The organism is Rhizobium freirei PRF 81, assembly GCF_000359745.1.
Classification (GTDB): domain Bacteria; phylum Pseudomonadota; class Alphaproteobacteria; order Rhizobiales; family Rhizobiaceae; genus Rhizobium; species Rhizobium freirei.
This window is the reverse complement of the sequence record NZ_AQHN01000094.1, coordinates 42032-55388: the sequence shown is the minus strand read 5'-3', so window position 1 is coordinate 55388 and position 13357 is coordinate 42032. Positions and strand designations below refer to the sequence as shown.

12 protein-coding genes and 2 pseudogenes are annotated in these 13357 nt (G+C 58.8%); 5 read left to right on the top strand and 9 right to left on the bottom strand.

Annotated features, from left to right (window positions below; genetic code table 11):
- Nucleotides 1–14 precede the first annotated feature (14 nt).
- The 3 genes from RHSP_RS31450 to RHSP_RS31435 all read left to right on the top strand — a co-directional run bounded on the left by RHSP_RS31450 (nt 15) and on the right by RHSP_RS31435 (nt 3154).
- Entirely contained in the window at nt 15–764 is a 750-nt protein-coding gene (locus tag RHSP_RS31450; RefSeq protein WP_004128988.1) for an electron transfer flavoprotein subunit beta/FixA family protein, read from the top strand.
- 23 nt (nt 765–787) lie between these two features.
- Nucleotides 788–1717 (top strand): electron transfer flavoprotein subunit alpha/FixB family protein, encoded by a 930-nt coding sequence (locus tag RHSP_RS31445; RefSeq protein WP_004128985.1) that lies wholly within the window; start codon nt 788–790, stop codon nt 1715–1717.
- A gap of 291 nt (nt 1718–2008) precedes the next feature.
- A complete protein-coding gene (locus RHSP_RS31435) occupies nt 2009–3154 on the top strand; it encodes an ISAs1 family transposase (RefSeq protein ID WP_004128957.1) in 1146 nt (381 codons plus the stop codon).
- Nucleotides 3155–3334: 180 nt separating this feature from the next.
- On the opposite strand, the gene RHSP_RS31430 is transcribed toward RHSP_RS31435, so the two are convergent.
- The 6 genes and pseudogenes from RHSP_RS31430 to RHSP_RS35810 all read right to left on the bottom strand — a co-directional run bounded on the left by RHSP_RS31430 (nt 3335) and on the right by RHSP_RS35810 (nt 8389).
- Nucleotides 3335–3898, bottom strand: coding sequence for a UPF0149 family protein (locus RHSP_RS31430; RefSeq protein ID WP_004128954.1), 564 nt, complete (start codon nt 3896–3898; stop codon nt 3335–3337).
- Complete coding sequence (gene tnpC, locus RHSP_RS31425) at nt 3895–5469, bottom strand: IS66 family transposase (RefSeq protein ID WP_004128951.1); 1575 nt, start codon at nt 5467–5469, stop codon at nt 3895–3897. The genes RHSP_RS31430 and tnpC overlap by 4 nt, the downstream gene beginning before the upstream one ends.
- 48 nt (nt 5470–5517) lie before the next feature.
- Nucleotides 5518–5760 (bottom strand): annotated as a pseudogene (gene tnpB / locus RHSP_RS31420) (IS66 family insertion sequence element accessory protein TnpB); the annotation flags it as partial.
- 117 nt (nt 5761–5877) lie between these two features.
- Entirely contained in the window at nt 5878–6885 is a 1008-nt protein-coding gene (locus tag RHSP_RS31415; protein ID WP_004126146.1) for a tyrosine-type recombinase/integrase, read from the bottom strand.
- Nucleotides 6882–7814, bottom strand: a complete 933-nt coding sequence (locus RHSP_RS31410; RefSeq protein WP_004126144.1) for a tyrosine-type recombinase/integrase — start codon at nt 7812–7814, stop codon at nt 6882–6884. Before RHSP_RS31410 ends, RHSP_RS31415 begins: the two co-directional genes overlap by 4 nt.
- Nucleotides 7811–8389: a site-specific integrase gene (locus RHSP_RS35810; RefSeq protein WP_240535524.1), complete on the bottom strand. Its 579-nt coding sequence runs from the start codon at nt 8387–8389 to the stop codon at nt 7811–7813. The genes RHSP_RS31410 and RHSP_RS35810 overlap by 4 nt, the downstream gene beginning before the upstream one ends.
- Before the next feature lie 147 nt (nt 8390–8536).
- Here RHSP_RS35810 and RHSP_RS35935 point away from each other — a divergent pair, with 147 nt between their 5' ends.
- Nucleotides 8537–8662, top strand: a complete 126-nt coding sequence (locus tag RHSP_RS35935; RefSeq protein ID WP_276307848.1) for a hypothetical protein — start codon at nt 8537–8539, stop codon at nt 8660–8662.
- A gap of 293 nt (nt 8663–8955) precedes the next feature.
- Here the strand turns inward: RHSP_RS35935 and tnpB (RHSP_RS34985) are convergent.
- Nucleotides 8956–9075: pseudogene (tnpB, locus tag RHSP_RS34985) on the bottom strand (IS66 family insertion sequence element accessory protein TnpB); the annotation flags it as partial.
- Complete coding sequence (gene tnpA, locus RHSP_RS31400; protein ID WP_004128939.1) at nt 9072–9542, bottom strand: IS66-like element accessory protein TnpA; 471 nt, start codon at nt 9540–9542, stop codon at nt 9072–9074. The gene tnpA and the pseudogene tnpB (RHSP_RS34985), both read right to left, overlap by 4 nt.
- A 276-nt stretch (nt 9543–9818) precedes the next feature.
- On the opposite strand from tnpA, the gene RHSP_RS31395 reads away from it, so the two are divergent.
- Complete coding sequence (locus RHSP_RS31395; protein ID WP_004128937.1) at nt 9819–11108, top strand: ATP-grasp domain-containing protein; 1290 nt, start codon at nt 9819–9821, stop codon at nt 11106–11108.
- Nucleotides 11109–11625: 517 nt separating this feature from the next.
- On the opposite strand, the gene ltrA is transcribed toward RHSP_RS31395, so the two are convergent.
- The gene (ltrA, locus tag RHSP_RS31390; RefSeq protein WP_004128932.1) at nt 11626–12876 is read right to left on the bottom strand and encodes a group II intron reverse transcriptase/maturase; all 1251 of its coding nucleotides are present in this window, start codon (nt 12874–12876) and stop codon (nt 11626–11628) included.
- Nucleotides 12877–13357 lie beyond the last annotated feature (481 nt).

The window sequence follows — 13357 nt, the reverse complement described above, 5'->3', positions numbered from 1 at the left end:
CAGGAGTGCTGCACATGAAGATTCTCGTTCCCGTGAAGCGGGTAGTTGATTACAACGTGAAGATCCGGGTGAAGCCGGATGGTTCGGGCGTCGAGCTTGCGAATGTGAAGATGTCGATGAACCCGTTCGACGAGATTTCGGTCGAAGAAGCGCTGCGGCTGAAGGAGGCCGGCAAGGCCGAGGAAGTGGTGGTGGTGTCGATCGGACCGGCCAAGGCCGAGGAGACATTGCGCACCGCCCTTGCCATGGGCGCGGATCGCGCCATCCTGGTCGAGACCGAAGATCAGGTCGAGCCGCTGGCCGTCGCCAAGATCCTCAAAGGTGTTGCCGATGCCGAACAGCCGGGCCTGATCATCGTCGGCAAGCAGGCGATCGATGATGACTCGAACCAGACCGGCCAGATGCTGGCGGCCCTCTTGGGTTCGGCGCAGGCGACCTTCGCCTCGAAGATCGAGATCGGCGAGGGAAAAGCCAAGGTGACCCGCGAGGTCGATGGCGGCCTGCAGACGATCGAGGTCAAGCTGCCGGCGGTGGTGACCACGGATCTTCGCCTCAACGAGCCGCGTTACGCCTCGCTGCCGAACATCATGAAGGCGAAGAAGAAGCCGCTCGACAAGAAGGCGCCTGCCGATTTCGGCGTCGATACGACACCGCGGCTGAAGGTGCTGAAGACCGAAGAGCCGTCCGGCCGCAAGGCAGGCGTCAAGGTCAAGTCGGTCGCCGAACTGGTCGAGAAGCTGAAGACCGAAGCCGGCGTGCTCTGAGGATAGAAAGGGAGAACTTCACCATGGCCATTCTTCTTCTGGCTGACCACGACAATGCCCATCTTTCCGACCAGACCGCCAAGGCGCTGACGGCGGCCACTCAGATCGGCGGCGATATCCATGTGCTGGTGGCCGGCAAAGCCGCCAAGGCTGCGGCCGATGCCGCCGCCAAGCTTGCCGGCGTCTCCAAGGTGCTGCTGGCCGAAAGCGACGAGCTTGCCAACAATCTCGCCGAACCGCTTGCCGATCTCATCGTCTCGCTGGCGGCAGGTTATGACACCATCCTGACGGCTGCTACCTCGGTCGGCAAGAACGTCATGCCGCGTGTCGCAGCTCTCCTCGATGTCGCCCAGGTCTCGGAAATCATCGAGGTGGTTTCGTCCAACACCTTCAAGCGGCCGATCTATGCCGGCAATGCCATCCAGACGGTGCAGGCAAGCGATGCCAAGAAGGTGATCACCGTGCGCACCGCCTCCTTCGCTTCCGCCGCAGAAGACGGTTCGGCCACTGTCGAGGCAATCCCGGCGGTCGCCAATCCCGGTCTTTCGAGCTTCGTCGCCGATGCGCTGTCGACCTCCGATCGTCCGGAACTGACCTCGGCCAAGATCATCATCTCGGGCGGACGCGCACTCGGTTCGGCGGAGAAGTTCAAGGAAGTCATTCTGCCGGTTGCCGACAAGCTCGGGGCGGCCGTTGGCGCCTCCCGCGCTGCCGTCGATGCCGGCTACGCGCCGAACGACTGGCAGGTCGGCCAGACCGGCAAGGTGGTGGCACCGCAGCTTTACATCGCCTGCGGCATATCAGGCGCCATCCAGCATCTCGCCGGCATGAAGGACTCGAAGGTCATCGTCGCCATCAACAAGGACGAGGAGGCACCGATCTTCCAGATCGCCGACTACGGCCTCGTCGCCGATCTCTTCGAGGCACTGCCGGAACTCGAAGAGGCGCTGTGAAGATTGATATCTGTTTCCGATCTAGCATGCCCGTTGTGAGGGCGCGCTCAAACGACGAAGCCAGATGCCGCAATGGGGCGGCGCTCCGCATAGCCAAGAAGATGACTGTGCCTCAGAGCGACGATGGTGAAGCGGGTCCGATGATTTCGGCCCCAAGCATCAAGCGGGGGACAAGCGGGGACTATGTTGTGGGAATTGATGCGTCGCTGGCACGGCTCTGAACTCGGGTTAACGTTTCTTCCCTGAACGGTTTGGGTGTGATTCAAGAGTGTCGGTGATTTGGAGGCCGACATGTTTGAAGACGATCGCCCGCGGCTGCGGGTTTTGCTGGACCATTTTAGTCTCGTTGAGGATGAGCGGGAGCAATGGCGGGTCGCCCATCCGTTACCCGAGGTGCTTCTTCTGGTCGTTTGCGGGACGATCGGCGCATGCGACGATTTTGACGAGGTCGTCGAATGGGGAGAGGATAACCTGGCGTTTTTACGTCGGTTTCTTCCCTATCACCATGGCATACCGGGTTCGCGCTGGCTGCGCATTCTGCTCAACCGGATCGATCCGGACCTGTTTTCGAACTGCTTCATATCCTGGGCGGCGACGCTTCGACCCGATGCTCCGGCGCTGGTGGCGATTGACGGAAAGACCTCGCGCGGCAGTCATGACCGGGCCAACGGCCGGGCGGCGCTGCATCTCGTCTCGGCTTTCGCCACCCGTGAACGGCTGGTTCTTGGACAAGAGGCAGTGGCAACGACAAGCTGTGAGCAGGACACCATCCCCTTGCTGCTGGAACGGTTGGCCGAAAAGGATCGCCTGAAAGGCGCGCTCGTGACCATCGACGCCATTGCCTGCAATGCCAAAACCGCCCAGGCGGTGCTCGATGCAGGCGCTGATTACCTCCTGGCGGCCAAGGCCAATCAGCCCGGCCTGATGGGTGAGATCGAGCGCTTCTTTGCCGACGCTCCGGCAAACCTCACCTCAACCGTGACCGAAGTCGACAAGGGCCATGGCCGGGTCGAAGAGCGGCGGGTCACCGTCTCCACTCAAATCGACTGGCTCTCCGGCGACAGGCGCTTTCCCGGCGAATACCGCTTCCCGTCCATCGCCACCATCGTCAAGGTGCAAGCACAAGTCTATGAAAAGTCCAGGCAAAGCAGCCAGGTCCGCTTCTATATCTCCTCGCGGTCGATGACCGCGCTCCAGTTCGCCGAGGCCATACGTGGCCATTGGGCCATCGAGAACTCCCTCCATTGGGTACTCGACGTCACCTTCAACGAGGATGCCGCCCGATCTCGAACCGGGCATGGACCAGCCAACATGGCCGTCGTCCGACACTTCGCCATCAACATGGTTCGAAGCCATAACGACAAGCGCAGTATCAAACTCAGACGAAACAAAGCAGGCAGAAACCCACAATACATGGCCGAAATCATCCGAGCATGACTGTTAACCCGGATTCAGCGCCGTGGCGTCGCTGGTGGCTCTATAAACATCAATGTCGAAATATGACATGGGCAAGAGACACTCGCTGGGTTCTGACACCATCGTACATTCAGGATGACAGTGAGCGCGACGAACAGCCCACTGCTTTCGGCGTTGACGGGATCGCAATAGCACTTTCTTTTAGAACTTCTGCTTTGCCCGCTTCGGCATAAAATAGGTTCGGATATTGACGAGTGCTTCGGCGACGGCAGCAGCATCCTGGTGGGTCGCTTTCCGTTTTGTCTCGCCGAGCTTGCGGATCGGCGCGATGATATCCCCAGTGACGGCATGACCTCGAAGGACAGGCTGCCAAAGCCTCGGCGCGTATCCTGTTCCGAGGAGAAAGCAGATGTCCCAATCGAATGGATCAAGGGTCTGATCATCGATCCTGGTGAACCTGGGCCGGTGGTCTTTCGGTCTCTCGGAAAGGCTTGCAGATATCCGATTATACTCCGCCACGATCGTCTGCACGGCCCGATGTTCGGTTGTTTCCATTGGCAGGTTCAGGGCATCCGGGCCGGTCAGTTCCGGGATCCATTGGCGTGGGTCGATGAACTTCGGGCCGATGATGAGGGCCGTAAGATAGCCATCGAGACTGCTCATTGACCAGATAGGCGATGGCGGACGACGTCTCCTGATAAAGGCTTCGAATGCGTCGTCATCGAGCTTCGGTCGCGGCGTCATCTCCTGGCTGTTCTGTGTCATGCCGCTTGTCGCTCCTGCTGTGTCATCGCTTCGCGCTCGGCGTTCCAGGCCCAAGGCAAAAGGCTCTCCATCTCGTTGGCTTTGACTTTGCCGGAGATGATGCGTTCCAGCACATCGGCAAGCCAGGCGTCGGGGTCCACGCCGTTAAGCTTTGCCGTGTTCACGAGCGATGCCAGGACCGCGAAGGTCTGGCCACCCCGCTCGTTGCCCACGAATAATGAGTTCTTTCTCGTCAGAGCCACGGATTTCATTGAACGCTCGACTACGTTGGAGTCCACCTCGATCCGGCCATCATCGAGGAAGGCTGTCAGGCCGCCCCAGTGGTTGAGCATGTAAGTGACTGCCTTGCCAAGTGCTGATTTCGACGACACCTCGTCGCTCAGTTCGGTGAGATGGACCTTCAGCTCCCTCATGATGGGAGCCGCCTCACGACGCCTGCCGCTAAGCCGGGTATCTTCATCTTCCCCTCGTAGTTTTGCTTCGATGCGATAGATTTCTGCAATCCTGGCAAGGATCGACAAGGCCTCCGAAGAGCCGGTCAGTTTGACGACATCAACGAACTTTCGCCGTGCATGGGCGAGGCAGAAGGCCAGCCGCATGGGGGCAACGTTGCTCTTGCCGCGTCGTTTGACCATGGTTTTATAGGCTTGGTATCCATCAACCTGAAGCACGCCGGCAAACGACGACAATTGCCCCTCGATCTCGCGCGCACTGCGGCTTTCGGCAAAGATATAAGCAACCGCCGGCGGCGCCGGACCATTCCAGGGGCGGTCGTCAACCGCTTGCGCCCATAACTGGCAGACCTTGGTTCGCTTGCGTCCTGGATCGAGGCGCGGAAGCGGCGTCTCGTCACAGAACACCCTCGGCTGCGAGCGGATGAAGGCGGTCAGCGCATCGTAGAGGAGCTCAAGCCACCAGGCGACACGCGTGACCCATGCCCCGAGCGTACCGCGATCAATGATGACGCCGCAGGAGGCCAGCATTTGCGCCTGTCTGTTGAGCGGGAGATGCCAGGCAAACTTCGAAACAGCGACATGCGCGGCAAACGCCGTGGTCACCATGCCACCGTCCATCACGCGTGCCGGTGCGGACGCCTGCACAACAACACTTTCGCAGGCCCGGCATGCATAGCGTGGCCGGATCGTCCGTTTCACCCGGACAACCGCAGGCACGATGTCGAGCGCCTCGCTGACATCAGTGCCGATGCAATGAAGTTCGAACGAACAGCAGGGGCAAGTCTTGCTCTCTGGTTCGATGACCTCGTCATACCGCGGAAGGTGCTTGGGCAAGCGGCCGATATTGCGCGCTGGCGATCGCCGTGCCTGCATTTTGTCTTCAATGACCGGCACGACATCGTCATTGGCAGCAACGGGAATGTCGCTTAGATCGCCAAGATCGAGCATTGCCTGCGTCGGATCGAGCACTGTCATCTTCTCCGATTTCGTCCCGAAGAGCTGGCGCTCAAGGAAGACCACGCGCGCCTTAAGGTCGGCATTCTCTTCGTTGAGCGAGAGAATGATCCGGGTCAATTGCGCAGTGTCCTGGGGCAAGGGATCGGGTCGAAGCGGCATGACGGACCCTACCACATGAGCCTGAATCTTCAAGCAAAACCAATAGGATCAACCAACTTTCAAGGGCCGCTTCACTGGGTTCTGCTTCACCCTTGTCCAGTCAATACCGGCAACCAAAAGTGAGAACTCTTCGCGCGTCATCTGCATGGCGCCATCGCGGATCGGTGGCCAAACGAACTTGCCTGCCTCCAACCACTTCGTCGCTAAAATCATGCCTGATCCGTCCCAGTAAATGCAACGAAGCCGATCAAGACGCTTGGCGCGGAACACGAACACGTCGCCGCAATAGGGTTATGTGGCGCGCCACATAACCCTTTTTATGCATCGGGTGAGATTTTGTGGCGGAGCCGTCATGGCGCCAGCCGGGGACTGCCAAATCTGGCATCTTCCGCCACATAATGTTTTAGCTTAGATGCTGTTCAGCAGTTGCAGAACGGCATCGGTGGGCCGGAAGCGCGTCCCGTAATCGCCCTTGATGCCCGCCTTTTCGAGTCCGTTACGCATCATCTCGACATCCGCGGCGGCATAGCGGTGGGTGGTGGCGACCTGTGCGTGCCCGAGCCAGGCTTGAATCGTCAAAAGATCCACGCCGGACTGGAGAAGCTTCATGGCAAGGGAGTGCCGGAAGATGTGTGGCGATATGGGCTTTTCGGCCAAATCCGGCCTTGTGGCCACTGCCTTGGCCGCCGCTCGTCGTACGATGTGGGTCGCCCCGAAGCGCGTCAGGCGCTCATTGTGGGCACCGATAAAGATCGGTCGTGGTTCGTGGTTGGTGATTCCGCGCTCGCGCAACAAGGCCGCCAGCGCTCTCGCCAGATCCTGAGGAACGGGGATGACGCGATCTCTGCGCCCCTTACCGTGCAATAGCACCTGCGAGTGCGGGCGTCCCAACTGAAGGTCGTCAGCATTGACACCGATGGCTTCGGAGACCCGCGCGCCGGTCCGCGCCAGGAACAGCAGAAACGCGCGGTCGCGCCGACCACGGGGCGTCCTCTGATCGGGCGCCGCAATGACGGTGTCCACTTCTGCGTCGGTGAGATGGTGCGTCACCTCAATGTGCGCGCGTTTTGTGGGAATCGTCAGCACGCGTTGCGCGACACCAAAGGACGCCGGGTCGGCGGCTGCCACATGGTGGAAGAAAGATCGTATCGCAGCTAGTCGGGCATTACGCGTGGCGACGGTGTTGTTCCGCTTCTCCTCGAGTTCGTCGAGAAATGCGAGAACGAGGTCTCGATCGAGATCTTCGAGCACCAACGCCGCCGGCCTCTTCCGCAACCTGGCGGCGGCAAAGAGGATCAGCATGCGCAAGGCGTCGCGATAGCTCGCGACAGTCGCGGGAGTGGCGTTGCGCTGCTTGGTTAGGCGCCGGCGAAAGTAGGATTCCAGGAGCGGCGCCAGGAGCAGATGTTCGCTCATGCTGCACCTCCATCGAGGAAAGCGCGGTCCGCCGCAATGGCGAGAAGATCCGCCGAACCAGTGAGGTAGTAAGCGGTATCGCTGTAGCTGGCGTGGCCGAGATAGGTGGCGAGCAACGGGAGCAACGCCTGAACGTCTGCGCGCTGTTGATGCCAGAAGCTGAGGCGGGTCACGGCGAACCGGTGCCTGAGATCGTGCGGCCTTAAGGGCTTACCGCCATCAAGGCCGGAGAGCTTACGCACCTCGGCAAAACCGTTTTGCAGGCCGGTCGCTGAGAGGCGGTTGCCACGAGAGCTGAGGAAGAAGCCCTGGTCCTTGGGCGTGGGAAAAGCGGCGTCACGCTCACTGGCGTAGTGGCGAAGGGCAGCCTGGGTCGTCGTGTGAACTGGAACGAGACGGTCCTTGCGGAACTTCGTCTTCCGAACGAGAAGAACCCCGTTGGTCAGATCGACGTCGGAACGATCAAGCCTTACCACTTCGCCAGATCGCAGTCCCGAGCTTGCCAACAATCCGATTAGCGTTGCCATCGTCCGCCCCCTGAGAGGGATGCTTGGCGAAATGCGCGCACATGCGTCGATGAGCGACGCCAACTCTGACTCGCTGAGGATCCGCGGCGGCGGAATTGCCCTGGATCTGGGAAAGACCCTACGCTCCAAGCTCTCGGTTTGGGCGTCATAGACGGCGAGATACTCGTAGAATCTGCGGAGCACGCCGTGACGAGTGGTGCGGCTGTTGGCGGCCCCGCCGAACGATAGGACGAAGTCCAGCGCCATCGTCCGGGTGGCGGGCGCGTCGATTTGAGTGCGTTCAACGTAGCGGACAAAAGCGCGCAACGTACCAGCTTGCTTACTGAAGGCATAGCCGAGCGAGTGGCGCAGTTCGATGTAACGCTCAACCTTCTCGCCGAGGAATCGGGCAAAGGCGGTCATGCGGCGCCTCCCGGAAAGGGGAGTGCGACCTCGGCGAGTTGCGAGGCCGCAACCTTCACGTACAACGCCGTTGTGTTGATGCTCCGGTGGCCAAGAAGATCGGCGACCTCGTTGATTGGCCTTTGCTGCCTGACGAGCTGGGTGGCAAGGCTGTGGCGCAGGAGATGCGCACCTGCGACTCGCCCAAGTTCGACCCCGCCATGCCGCAACCGCTTCCGCACGATCCTCGAAACAGGCGACGCGCACTTGAACGGCCCCAGCGGCGGCGTGAAGGACAGGAACAGATACGGACTATCCACCTTCGGTCGAGCGCGCAGGATGTAATCGGCGAGTGCGGCGCCGGTCTCCTCTAGGAGTGGCACCACCCGATCACGCTTGCCCTTGGTGCGCCGGACAAAAACCTCGCCAGTACGCCAGTCGATATCCTTCAGCCGAATGGCGCGTAACTCGCCGTTGCGAATGCCCGTAGTGGCGAGCAGCAGCAGGACGGCTCGATCGCGGATGTCGACCGGCGTCGTTGCGCCGATCGCATCGATCGCCTGCCGAACGTCATCCCATGCAAGGCGTGGCGGCAAATGTGCCAAACGCCAAGAGGGCGTCCTTGGGACAACGCCGGCGAGATCTTGGCGATGGTAGCCAGCCCAATACAAAAACCGAAGAAATGTTCGAGTGTGAGCAGTCGCTGCCGTGCGGCTGCCGGAGGTCGCCGATAGCGACAGCCGATGCTCGACAGCAGCAAGGACCTGCTCAGCCGTCAACGGCTCGAGGTCCTGGCCGAGATGGTGATGGCGGAACCAATCCAGAAAGCGGCGGCCGCCCAGAAGAACGCCTCGCGGCAAACTGGCTAAAGCGCGCAATCCGGCTCAGGTAAATCTTGGCAGACGCTCGCTTATAACCGAGCGTGAAAAAATGCTCCGCGAAGCGATCCATCTCGCCGCCGAGCGCACCGCTACGCAGACGCTTGAGTACCCCACGATACGAAAAATAGAAGTCGAGCATATTGCCCCTCCAGTATTGCGGCGCAGGGGGATCCCGCGCCCGTCAGAGAGGCATGAAATATTATGTGGCGGAGAATTCTAGATTTGGCAGTCCCCGGCTGGCGCCGTAATGGCTCCGCCACAAAATCTCACCCGATGCATAAATATGGATCGGCCGCAAGGGCTGACGCCACCAACGCCACCAGGCCATTCATGCCGCGCCGGAAGTCGACAGGTCGCGTCGCAACCATGATCTTCACACCGCTTGGTGAAAGTCCGATCACCGGCGCCCTCGCAACACCGCCACCATCGCCTGCGCCAACTCGGGCGCCACCGAGCCGATAACCGTCATGCGTGCGCCCGCAATTTCGATCTCAATTCGGCCAGCAAGAACCTCCGAGGCATTCGATGGCGAGCCTTCGTGTCGTGCGCCATCCCCAACCACTGTCACCGGCACGAACACGGCAGACGGCAAACTGGCCTTTGCCGACCGTTGAGAGGTTAGTCCGGCATCCCGTCGCCACACATTCAGCAAGCCGCGATTGACGCCCCAGCGCCGGGCAACGGCCGAGATGTTCACGTCAGGTTCTGCGCTTTCCGCAAGGATCTGCGCCTTCTCCTCGTCAGTCCAATTCCGCCGCTGGCGCCGACCGGTGATCACCTCGATCCGGCGATACTTTCCCTCATGCCTGGCTTCATGCATGCCTTCATCCATGACTTCAAGCATGGCATCAACGCGATCTCCAACCATTCCATTCCGCTCCTATCGATGAAGGAGCTTATCTCACGGCCTCATTCACAAAAGAAAAGGTGGGTTGTTCGTCGCGCTCACGGATGACAGTAGTTTGCCACAGCAATATTAGACGTCGTCGCACGTCCTCTCAGAAAAAATTTACAAAATCTTCGCGTTCGCAGATTGCTCGGCAATGATACGTTCACCCGCAAATCCGCGGAGAGGCGTGCGTAAAAACTGATGGAAATTCATCCTCAGCTCGCCTGAAAGCACGCCACATGGAGGTTGACGCCAATGAAAGGAAGAACACTCATCTTAATTGAAGGTTCACGGGCTAATGGCCCGCTGTACGTCCAAGCGGCTCAGCGGCTTGGTCTCCATCTTATTACTCTGTCTGCAGATCCAGCTCAGTACGACTATCTTGGCGCGAACGAGGTTCAGACAATCTGTGTCGATACAGACGATCTCGATGCGTTAATCCGCGAATGCTACCAGTTAAGCACGACTTATGAGATTGCTGGCATTACCGGGTTTCCAAGCCCGAGCGAGACAGTCTATGCAACAGTTGCCCGACTCTGTCGACACTTCACTCTACCTGGACCGGACCCCGCATCGATTGATCGATGCTGCGACAAATTTGTGCAACGCCAAGTACTCGCGGAATACGGAGTTCCAGTACCTGCTTACCGCTTGGCAACAGATGCAATGGAGGTGGAATGCTCAGCGGAGAAGATTGGTCTGCCGGTGATACTAAAGCCAACCGCAGGCCTCGGCGGCAGCGGTGTCCGATTGTGCCGGGATGCCAAAGAGTTAGCTCAACATACGAGCCATCTGCTCGACGGAGATCACCCGTGGCAATCTTCGCCGAAGATACTCGTCGAAGAATTCGCACAAGGCCCGTACTACGGCGCTAATACAATGGGAAACCAAGTCATTGCAATTGGTACCGCTGACTTCGGCCCCCCGCCACATTTCGTCTTTCGTGAATACACCTTTCCTGCCCCGCTGACTGAAACCGAACTTCAACGCATCATCGATGTTTCACTTAGCTGCTTGCGAGCTCTCGGTCTTGGATGGGGACCGGCAAACATTGAATTCCGATGGACGAACGATGGCCCAGTTGTCATTGAAGTTAATCCCCGCCTTCCGACCGGGGAAGCTAGACTGGTTCAACTGGCGTACGGCGTTGATTTGATCACGGCGCACATCAATCTTGTCATCGGCCAACAAATTTGTGACTTGCGAGCAAAGCATTCGCACATAGCAGCAGTGAGGAGCCTGCTTCCGGAGGGCGATGGCATCCTCGATTGGATCAGTGGTGACAATCGCGCGGCTGCTGTACCGGGTGTCAACGAGGTCAAATTTTACGTTACACCAAAGGCACAAATCGTCAGAAGAGGTGATTATTTAGACTCGATTGGACATGTCATCGCATGTTCGTCAAGTCGTTCTCAGACAGAAATGATGCTGGAGCGTGCCGTTAATCTGATCAGGTGGTCAATCGCACCATTTCCGTCCCTTTGCGAACCGGACGAAATATCGACCTCAATCTCCGGGGCGAAGGAGGCGCCTCGCGAAGGATGATCTAAATAAGAGTTTGCAAGGCCTTCTTCTGGGAGCTTCGTATTCCTTTTGCTAGTGCCCTCTTGTCAGATGGCAGGCTTGCCAACAAACAGTCATGTCTTGGACAACAGCGCGAACGATGCTGAAGGATACAGCATCACAGATCCGTTCAGTTAACTGCAGCGCCGATGCTTCTGTCCTCGCTTGACCATTTACGTTCTTGGGAGCGAGCGACTCATATGGGAAGATCGGGTCAAGAACTCCATCGCATGTTTTCTTCGGTCGCTCTTTCGGCATCCAAGGCTGAGCCTGTTCGCGTGAACGGGCCTGTTTCCATTGCCGGTTCAAACTCACATTCGGTCGCCGCGCCGAGCGGCTGCACCATCATTCCGCTTGCGTTGCGGCAAAGGCTCGGGAGGACGAGACCATTCTTAGTAGCGGCGTTTGAAGCCATGTCGCGATCGGGCGAGTCGCGGAGGGACTTCACCCTCCGCGCTCTCAGAACCGTGCGTGAAACTGTCGCTTCACACGGCTCCCATCAGACGAACTTACCGGTTATTCCGAGCTGCCAATGCACGAAAAGCTTCGTTCGACTTTGGGCAAGGCGTTGTAGAAATTTCCCTGCTTGGGTCGAACGGGCATAGCGCTTGAACTTCCTTCTCACCCACACGCACAGCGTCTGATTGACGTAACGCCGCAAGGCATCCAGCGCCGATGGCGTAAACCGCCCGTAATACGCAATCCACCCCCGGAGGAGCGGATTGATCTCGCGAGCAATGTCGGCCAGCGACACATGCGTTTTCTGTCGGAGTTTCAAGTCCCGGATCGTCGCCCGCATGTGGTTCAGCGCCGAGGGAGCAACCCCCGGCGTAAATCGGCAGAACAGTCGCCCATTTTGCGGATTTCTCACCACTCGCGGTCGAAAACAGTATCCGAGAAAGTCAAAGCTGACGTTCGGATACGTTCCCCTGCGTTTGGGGTCTTTGCAGTAACCGATCTTGGTTTTGGTGGGATGCATTTCCAGCTGGCATTCCGCCAGCCTTGCTTGAAGGGCAGCCTTGACGGCCTCCGCTTCCTGTTCGGTCCGGCAGTGCACCAGACCGTCATCCGCATACCGGCACCATGGGAGGTCGGGGTATGTCCGGTTAGAGATCAAATGCGTAGTGCAGGAACAGATTTGAAAGAATCGGACTGACCACACCCCCTTGCGGGGTACCGCGATCCGCCCTATCCTTTGTCCATCCTGTTCCAAGGGCGCCGTCAGCCATCTTTCGATATAGAGCAACGCCCCTTGACCCTTGACATGCTTGTGGACCGCCTTGAGCAAGAGATCGTGCGCCAAGTTGTCATTTAGGCCCTTGATATCAAACTCTAAAACCCAATCATATTTCCAGCACCGCTGACGCGTGATCCCTACCGCGTCCAGAGCAGATTTGCCCGGTCGGTAGCCGTAGGAATCTGGCCGGAAGATCTGATCAAGTTCCGGTTCAATGAGCCGTTTGACCACCATTTGCGCGATCCTATCGCTCACGGTGGGCACACCCAAAATCCGCTGGCCCCCAGTCTTTTTGGGAATGGGGACGGCACGGACCGGTGGCGGAAAGTAGCTTCCCGAACTCATCCCGTTCCAGATCTTGTAGAGATTACCCTTCAAGTCGGCTTCGAACTGCTCGATCGTCTGCCCATCCACTCCGGCCGCACCACCATTGGATTTGACCGCTTTATAAGCTTCGTACACCAGCCGCTTATCGATCCTAAACGGCTTGTCTGTCGTATCCGCCGACGTCATCCTGTCTCCAGTTGTTTCGAAAATACGACCACCTGATCCGAGCCCTTTGCTCCAGCTCCATTAAAGCGCCTTCATCACTACTACGGGTCGGTTCGCCCCAACTTCCTGTATCTGTACTCTCGCCTCACGGTGATGTGCCGCTTGTGCTTCTCCCTTGGCATCAGAAAGCTGGTTCCTGCAGTTCCGCGCAAAAGCCTGTGACCGACTCACGCCCTCTCACCGCCGACCGCCGTCCGCCCGATAATCAGGCTCCTGACGGACTTGTCTCAGAGGAACGAACCGCCCCTGATTTTGACGGTATCTGACCAGTTTACGACGAGTCTTCGAGGGTTCACGTTTGTTCGTCTTTCGGACACGCACCTGCTCATGGTCATGCCATGAGCTTTTGATCCGACGCTCACCACCACGGCTCTTTACCGCAGCAAGCAGCTCGGACTGGTTTGGAACCTGCTCCTGAAAGCCGATCCCGAGGGGCCCACCC